The 16,483-nt window shown below is 35.2% G+C and carries 12 protein-coding genes; 2 read left to right on the top strand and 10 right to left on the bottom strand.

Features of this window, described 5'->3' with window-relative positions:
* Positions 1-25: 25 nt before the first annotated feature.
* Positions 26-2,179: a ribonuclease R gene (gene rnr / locus PFY09_RS12905; protein ID WP_271159971.1), complete on the bottom strand. Its 2,154-nt coding sequence runs from the start codon at positions 2,177-2,179 to the stop codon at positions 26-28.
* Between the two features lie 333 nt (positions 2,180-2,512).
* Entirely contained in the window at positions 2,513-2,947 is a 435-nt protein-coding gene (rpiB, locus tag PFY09_RS12900) for a ribose 5-phosphate isomerase B (RefSeq protein ID WP_271159970.1), read from the bottom strand.
* Positions 2,948-3,583: 636 nt separating this feature from the next.
* Here rpiB and PFY09_RS12895 point away from each other — a divergent pair.
* Complete coding sequence (locus PFY09_RS12895; RefSeq protein ID WP_271159969.1) at positions 3,584-4,774, top strand: phosphoglycerate kinase; 1,191 nt, start codon at positions 3,584-3,586, stop codon at positions 4,772-4,774.
* Between the two features lie 860 nt (positions 4,775-5,634).
* On the opposite strand, the gene PFY09_RS12890 is transcribed toward PFY09_RS12895, so the two are convergent.
* The 8 genes from PFY09_RS12890 to PFY09_RS12855 form a co-directional block, all read right to left on the bottom strand.
* The gene (locus PFY09_RS12890; protein ID WP_271159968.1) at positions 5,635-6,456 is read right to left on the bottom strand and encodes a class I SAM-dependent methyltransferase; all 822 of its coding nucleotides are present in this window, start codon (positions 6,454-6,456) and stop codon (positions 5,635-5,637) included.
* A gap of 112 nt (positions 6,457-6,568) precedes the next feature.
* Positions 6,569-8,431, bottom strand: coding sequence for a tRNA uridine-5-carboxymethylaminomethyl(34) synthesis enzyme MnmG (mnmG, locus tag PFY09_RS12885; protein ID WP_271159967.1), 1,863 nt, complete (start codon positions 8,429-8,431; stop codon positions 6,569-6,571).
* Positions 8,432-8,628: 197 nt separating this feature from the next.
* A complete protein-coding gene (gene ybeY, locus PFY09_RS12880) occupies positions 8,629-9,036 on the bottom strand; it encodes an rRNA maturation RNase YbeY (RefSeq protein ID WP_076391051.1) in 408 nt (135 codons plus the stop codon).
* Between the two features lie 7 nt (positions 9,037-9,043).
* A complete protein-coding gene (locus PFY09_RS12875; protein ID WP_271159966.1) occupies positions 9,044-11,203 on the bottom strand; it encodes a patatin-like phospholipase family protein in 2,160 nt (719 codons plus the stop codon).
* A 3-nt stretch (positions 11,204-11,206) separates the two neighbouring features.
* Positions 11,207-13,654 carry a bifunctional UDP-N-acetylmuramoyl-tripeptide:D-alanyl-D-alanine ligase/alanine racemase gene (locus PFY09_RS12870; protein ID WP_271159965.1) on the bottom strand — a complete coding sequence of 816 codons (2,448 nt, stop codon included), beginning with the start codon at positions 13,652-13,654 and terminating at the stop codon, positions 11,207-11,209.
* A gap of 3 nt (positions 13,655-13,657) precedes the next feature.
* On the bottom strand, positions 13,658-13,960 hold the full coding sequence (locus PFY09_RS12865) for a type II toxin-antitoxin system RelE/ParE family toxin (RefSeq protein ID WP_108408670.1): 303 nt from the start codon (positions 13,958-13,960) through the stop codon (positions 13,658-13,660).
* Positions 13,938-14,276, bottom strand: a complete 339-nt coding sequence (locus tag PFY09_RS12860; RefSeq protein ID WP_076391047.1) for a hypothetical protein — start codon at positions 14,274-14,276, stop codon at positions 13,938-13,940. Before PFY09_RS12860 ends, PFY09_RS12865 begins: the two co-directional genes overlap by 23 nt.
* Before the next feature lie 54 nt (positions 14,277-14,330).
* Complete coding sequence (locus PFY09_RS12855; RefSeq protein ID WP_076391046.1) at positions 14,331-14,921, bottom strand: thymidine kinase; 591 nt, start codon at positions 14,919-14,921, stop codon at positions 14,331-14,333.
* A 60-nt stretch (positions 14,922-14,981) separates the two neighbouring features.
* Here PFY09_RS12855 and PFY09_RS12850 point away from each other — a divergent pair, with 60 nt between their 5' ends.
* Positions 14,982-16,475 (top strand): hypothetical protein, encoded by a 1,494-nt coding sequence (locus PFY09_RS12850; RefSeq protein ID WP_271159964.1) that lies wholly within the window; start codon positions 14,982-14,984, stop codon positions 16,473-16,475.
* The last annotated feature ends 8 nt before the right edge of the window (positions 16,476-16,483 follow it).

Raw genomic sequence — 16,483 nt, 5'->3', positions numbered from 1 at the left:
TAAATATAGTTCTTTGTTGTAAAATCTAATCCACAATCTTGAAATCCAATTGTTTTTGAATAAGATTTGCTTTAACCACTTTGATCTGAACCTGATCTCCCAACTGGTATTTTTTACCATGTCTGTTTCCGTACACGGCGTGAGTTTTTGCATCATAAGAGTAAGAATCGTCGGTTAAATCTCTTAATTTGATTAATCCTTCCGCACCGTTTTCAGGAATTTCTACCCAGAAACCGAATTCCGCCACGCCTGAAATAACCCCGTTGAAAGTTTCTCCCAAATGTTTCTCCATAAATTTCACCTGCATGAATTTTATAGAATCTCTTTCCGCATCTGCCGCAAGTCTTTCCATATAACTGCAGTGTTTTGCTTTTTCTTCAAGATCTGCCTTGTTCGGAGATTTTCCACCATCAAGATAATGCTGCAACAATCTGTGTGCAATTAAATCCGGATAACGACGGATAGGAGAGGTGAAGTGGCTGTAATAATCAAATCCCAATCCGTAGTGACCGATAGGTTCTGTAGAATAAACCGCCTTGCTCATGCTTCGCATCGCCAGAGTTTCGATCATATTTTCTTCGCCTTTACCTTTTACATCGTGCAGTAATTTGTTTAAAGATTCCGCTACTTTTTTGGTATTCGCCAAGTCCATTTTATATCCGAAAGTCGACACAAAATCTCTCAGAGATTCCAGTTTTGCAGGATCCGGATCGTCGTGAACCCTGTAAATAAAAGTATTCTGCGAAATTTCCCCTCTCTTGTTCAGAGAAACAAATTCCGATACTTTCTTATTCGCCAACAGCATAAATTCTTCGATCAAATGATTGGAATCTTTGCTTATTTTAAAGTAAACTCCCACCGGTTCGTTGTTTTCATCCAGATTGAACCGTACTTCACTTCTGTCGAAAGTAATCGCTCCGTCTTTGATTCTTTTCTGACGCATGATTTTCGCCAATTGATCTAAAACCAGAATTTCTTCTTTAAAATCACCGTCTTTTCCTTCAATTCTTTCCTGCGCTTCTTCGTACGTAAATCGTCTGTCTGAATGAATTACCGTTCTTCCGAACCACTGTTTTTTGATTTCAGCTTTGTCATTCAGCTCAAAAACGGCTGAAAAAGTAAATTTATCTTCGTGCGGACGCAGCGAACAGACATCATTACTTAAAACTTCCGGAAGCATCGGTACAACACGGTCTACCAGATATACGGAAGTGGCTCTCTGGTAAGCTTCATCATCCAGAATCGTTCCTGGAACCACATAATGCGAAACATCCGCAATATGAACTCCGATTTCCCAGTTTCCGTTGTCTAATTTTCTGATGGATAAAGCATCATCAAAATCTTTTGCATCTTTCGGGTCGATGGTGAAGGTTGTAATTCCACGCATATCCCATCTTTTTGCAACTTCTTCTTCATTGATGCTTCTGTCTATTTTATCAGCATCTCTTTCCACTTCTTCAGGGAATTCGTACGGCAGTCCATATTCGGCAAGAATAGAGTGGATCTCCGTTTCATGTTCTCCCGGAGCTCCTAAAACCTGGATAATTTCTCCTTCCGGATTTTTATCTCCCGATCTCCATTCCGTCATTTTTACGATCACTTTATTGCCGTCTTCCGCACCTCCAAATTTAGGTTTCGGAACAAAAATATCAGTATTAATGGTCTTTTTATCACAAACCACAAAACCAAAATCTTTGTGAGGAACTATCTGTAAAGTTCCCACAAATTCTGTTCTCGTTCTTTCTAAGACTTCCAGAACAGAACCTTCCAGTTTTTTGCCTTTATAGGTATAGGTTACAATTAATACTTTATCGCCCTGCAAAGCATCTTTTACGTTTTTGGAGTGGATAAAAATATCATCTTCAAGACCTTCTACCTTTACATAAGCATTACCGGACTGGTTGAAATCGATAATTCCTGTTAACGTTCCTTTGATATTAAGGTTAACAATATATTTTCCTTTTTCTGTTTCTTTAATTCTTTCGGCAGCCTGCAATCTGTGCAGTGCCTGAATCACAAGCTCTCTCTGTCTTGGATTCTTATAATCTATTCCGTCTGCAATCTGCTTATAGTTGTAGACTTTCGTAGAATTTTCATTCATAAATCTAAGGATCAGTCTTCCGATTTCCTTTAGTTTATGTTCATTTTTCTGACTTATATATTTTCTTTTTTTTGCCATTTTAATTTGTAATTCGTTAAATTTTCAATTCTGATCTCCCCATCAGAGGGATTTAAATCATCCTCTAACAAGAGATTTTTTAAATCTTAAAGTTTAGTTTATTGGTAAAAACCCATCAATTTTCCTTCCATTTATTCTACAACGGAAGTTTTAGTTTTGTATAAATTTAATACAAATATGGAGAAGAGTGGAGAAAAACCTTTTAATAATGTGTTTTTAAATTTTCTACAGGCTTGTAAGGAAATAATAGATGGTAATTTCTATTGGACGCTGCAAATATACAAAATAAAAAATAAATAAGGCTTGCAAATTGATTTACAAGCCTTTATACTTTTAGCAGAATGCAATTTTGTCTACTCTGCTCTGATGTCTACCTCCTTCAAAGTCTGTAGAAAGGAATTTCTCAGCAATTTCGATAGCCACTTCCTTTGATATGAATCTTGCAGGGATCGAAATCATATTGGCATCATTATGCTGTCTTGCCAAGGAAGCAATCTCCGGCATCCAGCAAAGTGCGCAGCGAATCTTCTGATGTTTGTTGGCAGTGATCTGAACGCCGTTCCCGCTTCCGCACAGCAAAATTCCCAGTTCATTTTCACCGTTTTCAACAGATGTAGCAGCGGGGTGTACAAAGTCCGGATAATCCACACTGTCTGTGGAAAACGTGCCAAAATCCTGAATTTCAAAACGTTCTGAAAGATAGTTCTTAACAATCTCCTTGTATTCATAGCCTGCGTGGTCTGCAGCAATTGCTATTTTTCTTTTCATAATACTTGTATTAAGCCTTTAATAGATTTATTCCACACAAAGTTAAGTATAATGTGGATAAGTCTTAAATTTTTGCGAGTTAATTGTGAAAACGCTTGTGGGTAACTGTTGAAAAAAGTTCTAAAACTAAAGTTTCGTAACATTGAAAAATTTTGTAATGGAATTTTACTTTCATAGATCCGACATTTTTTTACACAAAGTTATTGGGGAGAATTCTCAGTCTTTTCCATAAAATATTTATTAATAATACTAAATTCTGAAAGTTACCCACAATTGTTAATAACGATGTGAAATACTATGAAATCAATGGATTACAATGTATATAAGTTGTGAATTGGCTTAAAATTAAATGTGGTAAAGTATTTCATTAAAATTTATCCCCTAAACTAACAATACTCAACAACAGTATCATTTTTCTTTTTTTAAGAGAAAAGAAATTATGTTGATTGATGAATGATGAGTCTGCGGGAAACTTTTTGAAAACTTTTCAAAGCTTGAATCGTTCTGAAAATTTTAAAATCTTACATTTGTGAAACAAAATTTGAACGAAATGAATGAACCCGACCTGCCGGAAAATTAAAGCTTATGGATTCTCAAAGTCGGTTCACTTCACCCGAAAAAATATAAAATGTACATATGAAAACAATCAATGATTTCAATTTCAATGAAAAGAAGGCGCTTGTAAGAGTGGATTTCAATGTTCCGCAGGACGACCAGCTGAAAGTTACAGACAATACGAGAATTGTTGCAGTAAAACCGACCGTGGATAAAATCCTTAAAGATGGTGGTTCTGTAATTCTGATGGCTCACTTGGGAAGACCAAAAGGAGAGGTTAAAGACGAGTTTTCGCTAAAACATATCGTAGACGAGGTTTCTGAGGTTTTAGGACAGGAAGTTAAGTTTGTGGACGAATGTGTTGGAGAAAAGGCTGAAAAGGCTGCTTCTGAGCTTAAGCCGGGAGAAATTCTTTTGTTGGAGAATCTGCGTTTTCATAACGAAGAGGAAAAAGGCGATGAAGCTTTTGCAGAACAGCTTTCTAAATTAGCAGATGCATATGTGAATGATGCATTCGGAACAGCTCACAGAGCGCACGCTTCAACAGCGGTTATTGCTAAATTTTTCCCATCAACTAAATTTTTCGGTTTATTGATGGCTAAAGAGCTTCAGGCGATTGATAAAGTACTAAAAAGCGGTGAAAGACCTGTTACAGCTATTCTTGGTGGTTCTAAAGTTTCAACTAAAATTACCATTATAGAAAATATTTTATCGGCAGTTGATAATTTAATCATCGGAGGCGGAATGGCGTTTACTTTCATTAAGGCTTTAGGCGGAAAGATCGGTACCTCCTTAGTGGAAGAAGATAAGTTACCTTTAGCACTGGAGATTTTAGAAAAAGCGAAGGAACATAAAGTAAAAGTTTATCTTCCGTCTGATACAGTAATTGCTGAAAGTTTCAGTAATGATGCCGACAGAAAAGAAGTAGATATTTACGAAATTCCTGAAGGATGGATGGGACTGGATGCAGGTCCGAAATCGAGAGATCAGTTCAATGATGTATTGTTAAATTCCAGAACGATTCTTTGGAACGGACCGATCGGAGTTTTCGAAATGTCGAATTTTGCGGCAGGAACTGTTGCATTGGGAGACAGTATTGCCGAAGCTACAAAATTGGGAGCTTTCTCTTTAGTTGGAGGAGGAGACAGTGTTGCGTTTGTGAAGCAATTCGGTTACGGAGAAAAAGTAAGTTATGTTTCTACCGGTGGAGGAGCAATGTTGGAAAGTCTGGAAGGTTTGGAACTTCCAGGTGTTGCTGCCATTAACAATTAAGAAAATTAATTTGTATATCTTAAGTCCGCTGATTTTTTCGGCGGACTTTTTATTTTAAGCTTGCTCAAAGTCATTTTAAATTTAACCGCAAAAGATACAAAAGACTTTATTGAATTTATTTAAAGTATTACAAAAGTCTGCAAAGAGAAAAATCTTTGATTTTTTACTTATGTATTCTTTTTCCTTTTAAGTAATAAACTTAAGAAACTAAAGTGTTTAAATCTTTTGTTATATAAAAGTTTATTATGAAGCTTTAAAATTTTTATAAATTATTTTTAAAGTTTAAATATTGTTCTTAAAAAACGATCAGTATTTTTAATTTTCAAATACGAAGAACAAATTAAAAATTTTCATTTTTGATTTATCAAAGAATAAATTCTCAAATCCTGAAAATTTCCAGAGAATTGAAATTTCTGAAATGGATAAAAATTTTTGCTGATTCATTTTTTACTTAATTGCTCATATTGGAGTTAATTTCAAAATTAGTCGAAAAGTCAAAAAATATGATGATGATATAATGATTAAAATTTTCAAAATTCTAAAAGGATTAAAATTGAAGTTTTTAAAAACTATTGTTAGTTTTCTAATTTTCAAAAAAAATTAAAATATGCTTTGTATGAAAAGTTTAATGGTAAAGAAAAATAGAGTTAAATTTTGAGTTACTAACTTTTTACTAACAAATTTTAAAATTCTAATCTGATTTTTTCCAAAATTTAATCTTGTGAAAAAAATATTCAGAAAATTGAATCGAGTAGAGGAGGTAATAAAAAATAAAATCCCGGAGAATTTCCCGGGATTTTGATTTTCAAGGCTCAAATTCTGAAAAATTGACCTTCAGAAATGGCTTAAATTTCGATTTTCTACTTTTTTTCGATAATGTATATCAAACTTGAAAATTCGTTCGAAAAAAGGGCTTTTACGTTAGAAATCGTTCCGTAGATCGTTGCTTTAAGCCAAAATAGGGATGATTTTTTATATTTTTCGCTTAGCATAGAGATGTAATAAGAATCCAAAACTAGAGGTTTGATTTTTCTCATTTTCCAATTTGGTTTTTTGGCAATCAGATTTTCCATACCGTTTTTTGAAAAATGATAGACGTGTCTCGGAACATCATACGCCGCCCAATATTCTTTATAATGTATCGCATCGTAAGAAGTAGGATTGGGAACGGCAATAATCAACAGTCCTTTGTCTTTTAGTTTACGGTTGAAAATTTCCAGCATCTCGTCCTGATTTTCGATATGTTCAAAAACATGCCATAAAGTAATTGCGTCCAGACTTTTATCTTCAATGGAATGAATATTATCTAAAATAGTAGCTTTTGAAATTTTATTCTGGGCTGCTTTTCTTGCATCTGCATCCGGTTCAAAACCGAAAGTTTCGAAATCATTTTCTATAAACTTTACAAATTCTCCGGCTCCGCAACCATAATCCAATACTTTTGATCCTTTGCTGATTCGGTCTAAAAGGATATTTTTTTTGTACTGCAAATTAAAGGACTGCAAAAATTTATACAGTTTTTCTTTAAGACTTCCGGAATCCTGATGATGGGAAATATAATCTTCACTTTCATAATATTTCGAAATATTGGATGGAATAGGGGAGGTCTTGAAAACTCCTTTGGTATCTGTTTCAATAATTTCAAAAATTTCCTGAGATAGAAAATGATCTTTTATTTTCATTTGATTTTTCTTTAAAATTAAAAATTAAGATATTCAGACCTTTGTATAAGCTCATAAATACCTTAATTTTTGATTGTATTTTTATGAATGTTTCACGTGAAACATTTTCGTTTTAGCGTCCTAAATAGACCAATAAAACGTTAATATCTGCAGGCGAAACTCCGCTGATTCTTCCAGCCTGTGCAATTGTTTTTGGTTTTACATTCGTCATCTTCTGCTTTGCTTCAGCAGAAAGACTTGAGATCTTAGTATAATCGAAATCTTCCGGAATTTTAATGTTTTCCAGACGGTTCAGTTTTGCTACATTTTCTTTTTCTTTCTCAATATAGCCTCTGTATTTGATATTCACTTCTGCCTGTTCTCTTACTTCATCATCAAATTTAGAAGAAACTTCGTTGATAAAGTCGATCTGATCCAGTTTTTCCAACGTCATATTCGGTCTTGTAAGAATCTGAGCTGCTCTGTAAGCTTGATCAACAGGACTGCTTTCGATAGTTTCCAGAATAGGATTGATTACTCCGGGCTTTAAAGAGGTTTCCCGAAGAAAGCTTTCAAGTTCTTCGCTCTGAGCGACTTTTTCATTCACTCTTTTTAGTCGTTCTTCTTTAGCTAAACCTAAATCAAAGGCTTTTTGTGTTAATCTGATGTCTGCGTTATCCTGTCTTAAAAGAAGTCTGTATTCTGCTCTTGAGGTAAACATTCTGTACGGTTCTTCTGTTCCTTTTGTGATAAGATCATCAATTAAAACTCCGATGTAGGCTTCATCTCGGTTAAGGATAAATTCATCCTGTTCTTTTACTTTGTTATGAGCGTTGATTCCGGCAATAAGACCTTGTCCGGCTGCTTCTTCGTATCCCGTTGTCCCGTTGATCTGTCCCGCGAAGTACAAATTATCAATTAATTTTGTCTCCAAGGTATGCTTCAATTGGGTAGGAGGGAAGTAGTCATATTCAATAGCATAGCCCGGACGGAATACTTTTACGTTTTCGAATCCCGGAATATGTTTCATTGCTTTGATCTGCACATCTTCCGGAAGGGAAGAACTGAATCCGTTTACATAGATCTCTACCGTTTTCCAACCTTCGGGTTCTACAAACAACTGGTGTCTGTTTCTCTCTGCAAAACGGTTGATCTTATCCTCAATACTCGGACAGTATCTCGGCCCTAAACTTTGAATTGTACCATTGAACATTGGGCTTCTGTCGAAACCTTCACGTAAAATATCATGTACTGTTTCGTTGGTATAAACAATGTAGCAGCTTAATTGTTTGGTTAATTTAGGTGTGTCTAAATAGCTGAATTTTTGAGGATTTTCATCTCCTTTCTGTTCTTCCATTTTAGAATAATCCAGACTTCTTCCGTCAACGCGGGGTGGGGTACCGGTCTTCATTCTTCCTGCTTCAAAGCCTAAAGAAACGAGCTGTTCTGTAATTCCAAAAGCTCTTGGTTCGCCCATTCTTCCGCCTCCTAATTGTTTGTCTCCAACGTGGATCAAACCATTGAGGAAAGTTCCGTTGGTAAGAACTACAGAACGTCCTTTGATCTCTATTCCTAATGAAGTAACTACTCCGGCAACTTTATTATTTTCGATAATAAGCTGCTTTACCATGTCCTGAAAGAAATCAAGATTGGGTGTATTTTCTAAAGCCAAACGCCATTCTTCCGCGAAAAGCATTCTGTCGTTTTGTGTTCTTGGTGACCACATGGCAGGACCTTTTGAAAGATTCAGCATCTTGAACTGGATCGCAGATTTGTCTGCTACAATTCCGGAATATCCTCCCATCGCATCAATCTCTCTTACGATCTGTCCTTTTGCAATTCCTCCCATTGCAGGGTTGCAGCTCATCTGTCCGATGGTCTGCATATTCATTGTAATAAGCAGCGTCTTTGAACCTAAATTGGCTGCTGCAGCGGCGGCTTCACATCCTGCGTGACCGGCACCCACTACGATTACATCATATATTTCTGAAATCATTTTTTTTTGCTTGTTTTAAGCCTTAATTTTTACTCTTTTTTATAAATGTTTCACGTGAAACATTTATAAATTTTATTGTCTTAAATCTGTTCTGTTGCGCTTTATTTAGCCCCGATCGCAGCATTTGTCTGAGCTCATTTTCTTTTGAAAAAAGAAAATAGCGAGTGCGGAGAGCGGGATTAAGCTCTAAAAAAAACTTAATGGTATTTTGCTAAATAATGATCTTCTTTTCCTCGCATCTGCAGTTCTTCTTCTTCTGTTTTATCTTTATATCCGCAAAGGTGCAGAATACCGTGAGCTAAAACTCTCCGTAATTCTTCTTCGTAATTTCTGGATAGGGTAGAAGCGTTGTCTGAAATGCGCTGCAAAGATACAAAAATCTCGCCGCTTATGGTCTTCCCTTTTACATAGTCAAATGTAATGATATCAGTATAGTAGTCGTGCTGTAAATAATCCTGATTTACCTTGAGTAAATATTCGTCGTCACAGAAAATATAATTGATCTCGCCCAATTTTTTTTCTTCTGAAAGAATAAGGTCTTCCAGCCATTTTTTGTATTCTGTGTTTACCGATTCGGGTAAGTTTTCGTAAAAAAATTGTATCATTTTGTAATTAAAACCAGTGTCCTAAGATAACACTGAATATGCCTTTTTGATTGTTTTTAAGTGAATGGCTGAAGTTGATTTTGATCTGCCCGAAAGGAGATTTGTATCCAGCCGTTAATCCTATTGAACTGAAGTTTAATTTTACCGCATCCTCAAAGGTTATATCATTGGAAAGATTGGCAAATGAAAAGTTTCCGCTCAGGAAATAGTTTTTATTGAATTTAAACTGAAGGTCGTTTGAAATTAAAACCACATTATTGCTGTTCAGTTGAGCAAAATAGAACCCCGAAAAGCTTCTGTAGTTTACGATATTCTGTTCAAAAATTCCGCCCAGTCTGTATTTGTAGAAGTCGGGAAGGTTTTCTCCGATCGTGATTCCTCCGTAAAGATTGAGTCTGTAGGAAAACTGTTTTGAAAGAGGAAGATTTATTCTGATGTCTGCTTTTACCTGAACGAGTCTTTTTTCTACTTCCGATTTTAAAAGGTCGATTACTTTTCCTTCTGCGTTAATGTAAATTCCGCGGGTAGGGAAGTCTCTGTCGTTTTGTGTATCGCTTTTCAGAAATACGTACGGATTGAGAAATCTGCTGTATCTTTTATTGTCTCCGTTGAATTCTGCTTCGAAATAATCGTGACTGATTCCGCCGCCGATTGCAAATTTATCTTTCCAGATCGACTGAATATAAGCTTCATTTCTCAGCCAGATCCATTTGTCTACTTCATTGTTATTGACATCTTTCAAATTAAAGCTCATTCCCGAAGAATAAATTCCGAAGCCCGGAATATATCCGTTATCAATAAAATAGTTTAAATAATATCGGGGTTTATCTCCCACAACAATGTCCAGCGAAAGATTTGAATTTCGAGATAAAAGTCGTTTTGCTGAATAGTTTAAAAGAAGTCCTGTTTTGAAAATTTCGTCGTAATGCAATCCGAATTTTAGAAAATGTCTTGTATCGTCTTCGGTAACGTAGAGCTTAAGGTAATTTGAATTGTTTCCGGAAATAATATCGTAATTGATGAATTTGTAATTGTTGGTGGCGACCAATTTATCAATCTGTTTATTGATGCTTCCGTAGGTTTGAAGAGAAGGAAGCCGCAGTCCCATTTTCCCTAAAACATAATTTTTACCGTAAATTCTGCTTCCTTCGATCTCGAGACTGTCGATTTTATAAACATTGGAGTAAATAGGACTCATTTGCTGTCTTATTCTGTCGAAAGGTCTCTTGGGTAGCTGATCGAGAATATCGACGTATTTTAAGCCTTCTACGTAGCCGCTGTCGAGAATTTTTTTCTTATCATCGTAGCTTGTGGCTGTCATGCCCGTTAAATTAGGTTTAATGTTGATATCGGTATACTGATACTGCCTTTTGGTATCTTTTTTAATTCCGAAATCGATGACCTGGTTCAGGATGGCGATAATGCTGTTCAGATCTTCACGTTTGGAAAGATCCTGATTGAGATCAACCCCGATAACGATATCAATTCCTTTATCTTTTAAAGGTTTGGAAGGATAGTTCACCGTCATAGCTCCGTCAATATAAATACTGTCATTTATTTTTACGGGATCCATGAGTGACGGAAATGCAGAACTTGCCATAATCGACTGTACCAGATCTCCTTTTTCAAAAATCTGCATATTGCCGCTTTCCAGATTGGTCGCGACACACATAAAAGGAATCGGGAGTTTGGAGAAATCGTCAATATTGGAAACATTTTTGAAAAGTTCCTTCAGCAGATAGACATTTTTCTGTCCGGAACTGATGGAAGAGGGAAGTGTAATTTTTCCGTTCTTGAGAGGAATAGACAATAGATATTTGTCAACAGATTTATTAAAGAAAGTTGTTTCCTGTCGTTTTGCTTTGGGATCTGTAATTAAAGAATAGAAATCGGTGTCCATTACAATCTTTTCTATCTCTTTTCCGGAATATCCTGAAGCGTACAGTCCGCCGACAATGGCTCCCATACTTGTTCCTGCGATGTAATCTACTTTTACCCCGAGAGAATCCAGTATTTTAAGAACACCAACATGAGAAAATCCTTTAGCTCCGCCACCTGCGAGAGAAAGTCCTATCTTAGGATTTTTCGGGATTACGAGATCTTTCTTTACTTGAGAATGAATCATAATCAATTGAAAGGCAAATAAAATCATCAGGAGCTTTCTCATAGGCTAATCTTTTACATAAATCCGTTTCACGCGGGGCGAAATGGAGGTTAAAACTTCATAGGTTATTGTTTTGCAGTAGTCTGCGAATTCTTTTAAACTTGGTTTTGCGTTAAAAATGGTAACAGTATCGCCTTCCTTTACATTGGGGATATGATCTACGTTAATCATCATCATGTCCATACAGATGCTTCCTACAATTGGAGCAAGGGTTTTGTGTATTCCTACATTACCGACCTGATTTCCGATTAATCTTGGGATTCCATCGGCATATCCTACAGGAATGGTGGCTATTTTGGTTTGATGATCTGTTTTAAATCGACGGCTGTAACCAACTGATTCTCCGTTTTCTACCAAAGAAATTTGAGAGATTACCGTTTTAAAGCTTACTACGGATCTCAGTTGTTTCTGTATTTCACTATTTGGTGATTCTCCTAACATCCCGATACCGATTCTTACCATATCATATTGATGATTGGTGTAATTGGTTATTCCTGAAGAATTTAAAATATGTCGGATAGGAGTGTACCCCAATTTTTCTATCAAATAGGTTGAGTTTTTTTCAAAAGTTTCAAGCTGATGGAAAGTAAATTCTTTTTCATTCGGCAAATCTGAAGAAGAAAGATGGCTGAAAATACTCTGAACTTTTACATTCATGGAATTTAAAGTCTCACTTAACTGATCCAGTTCATTGCCTTTAAAACCAAGACGATGCATTCCTGTTTCCAGTTTGATGTGAATCGGATATTTTTTATCATATCCGGATTTCTGAACGGCTTCATAGAATAATTCCAGAACTCTGAAACTGTAAATTTCCGGTTCCAGATTATACGCAATCACCGTTTCATAACTATGCTGTTCAGGATTCATAACCACAATAGGAACCGTAATTCCTTTTTTTCTGAGTTCTACACCTTCATCAACAAAAGCAACCCCAAGATAATCTATGTGATGATGCTGCAAAAATTCCGAAATCTCATAACTTCCTAAACCATAAGAGTTTGCTTTTACCATCGCCATCATTTTTGTGGTTGGTTTTAATAAAGATTTATGGTAATTGATGTTATGAAGAATAGCATTTAAATTAATTTCTAAAACCGTATCATGTTTTCTGAGCTCAAGCAGATCTTTAAGTCTTTCTATTTCAAATTTCCTTGCTCCTTTTAATAAAATGATCTGGTTTTCAATTTCTGTAAGATATTTACTTTCAATCAATTCCTTAGTATTGATGAAAGTAAAAGTTTTAGTTTTAAATAATTCACTAAATTTTGATATTTCGTCACCGATTAGAAAAACAGAATCGAATTTCTGTTCGTTTACAAGTTCTGAGACTTCTTCATACAGTTCTTTCGAATTGGAATTTACCCCTACAATATCAGTAAGAACCAGAGATTTTTTCGGTTTATTGTATTCATTAAGAAATTGAAGCGCGGTTTTCAGAGAATCAAGATCAAGGTTAAAAGAATCGTTGATTATGATATTGTTTTTAATTCCTTCAATCGCTTCAAGTCTCATTTCAACGGCCTTTAAAGCGTTGATTTTTTCGACGATCTTTTCGTTTTCAACACCAAGTTCCTTTAAAACCGTTACAAGCGCCAAAGCATTCGTTAAAGTCGCTTCATCTCTCTGATGCACCGGAAAAGAGATTTCTTCGTCGAAATAATGTACCGTTACATCTTCGTTTTTCGAAATATTGTTTTTGAAGTAAACTTCGTTGTCTTCCTTAAAGCCGTAAGAAATTAATTTTTTACCTGAATATAATGCCTTTATCTTTTTGTCAACCAAAGAATTATCCCCGTTGTAAATAACCGTTTCAGAATGTTTGAATAATTTGATTTTTTCATCAATCAGCTCCTCTTCCGATTGGAAGTTGGCAAGATGAGCAGTTCCGATGTGGGTAAGCAAACCAATCTGCGGATGGAAAATATTTTCGAGCTTTTCCATTTCGTCTGGCTTTGAAATGCCTACTTCAAAAATTCCTAATTGATGTGAATTATTAATCTGAAGCAGAGAAAGCGGAAGTCCGATTTGGGAATTGAAACTCTTCGGGCTTTTTACCGTCGGGAATTCATTCCACAGACATTGATACAGCCATTCCTTTAAAATCGTTTTTCCGTTACTTCCTGTAATTCCGATTGATTTTAAATGAGCATTTTCAAAATGAAATTTAGCTAATTTCTGAAGAAACTCAACCGAATTCTCAACAATGATCCACGTAATATTTTCAAACTGCGGATGATGATGTTCGGAAATGATGACATTTATTCCACGGTCGATCGCAGATTCAATGAACCTTTCTCCGGAATTTTTTGGAGTATTGATCGCTATAAACGCAGTATTTTTAGTAGAATAAATAATTCTGCTGTCGAAAGCGATATTCCTGATTATTATATTTTTGTCTCCAATAATCTTCGCATTGGTAATTTCTGCGATATGGTTTGTCGTGTAGTTCATAAACTACTTTTCTGTAATTAGGTTATAATTAGAATCAGGATTTCGGAAGTTATTAATCATATTTAAAAGATTTATTTGATTTCCTGAAATTTCATAAATGATAGAGTTGTGTTTCGTAATTAATAATTTGTGAAACGCTGTGTCTTCATATTTCTGATGAATAAGATTTCCATTTTCAAGCAGAGAAATTTTTCTTTCTAAAATTTCATAAAAATCTTCCAAAACATCGAACCCCCAGTTTTCAATGAGAAAATCTTCTAAAATTTCTAAATCCGATTTGGCTCTATTTGTCCAAAAAATATTCATTTTTCTTTTTTGCAATTCTTTCCTTTGCTTCATTCATCACTGCCATATGTTCGGTTATCCGTCCGTTTTTTACGTCGTCTAAACCTTCCTGAATAGCATTGAGAATATCATCATGCGAAATTTTTTCCGGTTCTATAATTTCCGCAATCTTCAGCAGTTCCTCTGGAAGAAATTTTTTCTCTTTCATTTTTCTGAAAAACGTAGGCTCGGAAATTCCGCTCTTTTCGATGATGTATTTCATTTTGAAAGGCGAATTTTTCAGAATCTCGTCAATAGAATTGCTGATCTTGATGTAATTTTTAATTTCTAATATCATTTTCTGATAGTTTTCACTATTAAATTTTAAACAAAATTAATAATAAATTTGATATTAAATCTCTTTTTTATTCAAAACTTCATCCACAAAAACTCTTCTGCTTACCGCATCGTAAGATTCTGTCTCTCCAAGTTCTACAAGATCTTTTCCTGCGGAAGTTCTCATGGAATAGTTGGCAAGATTTCCTGTTCTTCTACAGATCGCGTGTACTTTTGTAACATATTCTGCAGTTGCCATCAGATTCGGCATTGGTCCGAAAGGTCTCCCGAGAAAATCCATATCCAGACCTGCAATAACCACTCTTATTCCGCCGTTTGCCAATTGATTGGCTATATCCACAATGCTTTCGTCAAAAAACTGTGCTTCATCAATTCCTACTACATGACAATTGGAAGCTAGCAAAAGAATTTCGCTGGGATTTTCTACCGCCGTGCTTCGGATTTTATTCTGATTGTGCGAAACCACATCTTCATCCGAATAGCGCGTATCCAGTTTTGGTTTAAAAATCTCCACATTCTGCCCTGCCATTTCAGCTCTTCTAAGCCTTCGGATCAACTCTTCAGTTTTTCCGGAAAACATTGAGCCACAAATAACTTCCATCCAACCACTTTGTTTGGAATGATTAATTGTATTTTCTAAAAACATTTGTTAAATTAGCCGTATATTTTTAAGATCAAAAGTAAGCAATTTTAACAAGATTCTTCTATGCAGAACATCCAAGATTTAAAGGAAAAGATTTTTTTTGAATCCAAGAATATCATTGGTATTTTGGATAAAATAAGCAACGTAGACGAACTTTCGTCAAAGCAGGATCTTGTGGAAGAGCTTGCTAACAGAATTTCGTTTCTCCGGCTGCTGGAAAAAAATATCGAGTATTTCGGAAGTGAAAATTCTTCGCTGATTTCAGAAAATAAAGAAAATTTTTCTACACCCGCTCCTTTGCAGGAAGTCCATGATTTCAGCAGTGAAGTAACCGAAGAAGAAGCCATTTTCAATAATGAGCTTAATGAAATTGAGGGAAGCGAAGCCGGAAATTATTCAAGTGAAGTGACTGAGGAAGAGGCAATTTTTAACAATCAGTTAAATGAGATTGTAGAAGGTGAACTTCACGAAACTTTAATTAATTTTGCAGAAGAAAATTCGCAGGATGAAATTCAGAATGATCTGAAAGAGAATGAAGATGTTTTCAATGCTCAGTTAAATGAGCTTGATGAATATGAAACTTCTGAAAACAACGGAGCGGATCTGAATTTTGTGGATGAAGAAAGAATTCTGGCAAATTCTGAACCTGAAAATGATGAAGAAATCTCAGAAGAAATGTTTAATGAAAACAAAACGGAAGAAGAAGTTATCTTTAATCATCAGTTAAATGAAATTGATGAATTTGAAAACGAAATTTCGAACAATCGTGGAGATATTCTGAATGATTTTGATGAAGAAGAAAAAATTCAAAACAATTATCAGTATAAAAATGAAGAAGAATCTGAAAAAATCCCGAGTATTTTCGACGGGGAAGTTTTAGATGAAAATGAAGAAATTTTAGTGGAAGAAAATGATAATCAGTATTCTTCTCACACAATGATGGAACAGGGCGAATTGGCGACCGATATTTCAAATGCTGAAAACATTATAAACGAAATTAAAAATGAAGCTTCTGTAGAAGAAAAACAGGAGACTTCAGTTTTAGCGGAAATTAATGACAGAAGAAAAATTGTTGAGATCAACAAACCTGTTTCGGAAGAGAAAGAACATTTAAAATCTGATGAAAGCTTTGAAAATCTCGAAGCCTATCATCATGATAAAAAGATAAAACTGGCAAATATCAAAGGACTGAAAGCGGTACAGTCGCTTTTTGATGATGATCATCTTGAAAGAGATATGCCGAAGGAAAAAACAGTTCCTGAGAAAAAAGAAGAGACAGGAAGCATTTTAAAAACCAATATTCCAACCGATTTTATGGAAGCGGAAAAGAAAAAGCCTGAGTTTAAACTTGATTTAAACGACAGGATTGCTTTCACAAAAACACTGTTTGGAGGAAGCCAGACGGAACTGAATGAAGTTGTGAATAACCTGAACAGTTTCAGAACACTGGAAGATGCTAAGGAATATCTGAGCGATCTTTATTATGCCAAAAAATGGAATAAAGTGGATGAGTACGCGCAGAGACTTTGGATATTGGTGGAAAATAAATTTTTATAAACTAAATT

Origin of the sequence: Chryseobacterium gambrini (genome assembly GCF_027920505.1) — a bacterium.
Taxonomy (GTDB): domain Bacteria; phylum Bacteroidota; class Bacteroidia; order Flavobacteriales; family Weeksellaceae; genus Chryseobacterium; species Chryseobacterium gambrini.
This window is presented reverse-complemented; position numbering and strand designations above follow the sequence as displayed.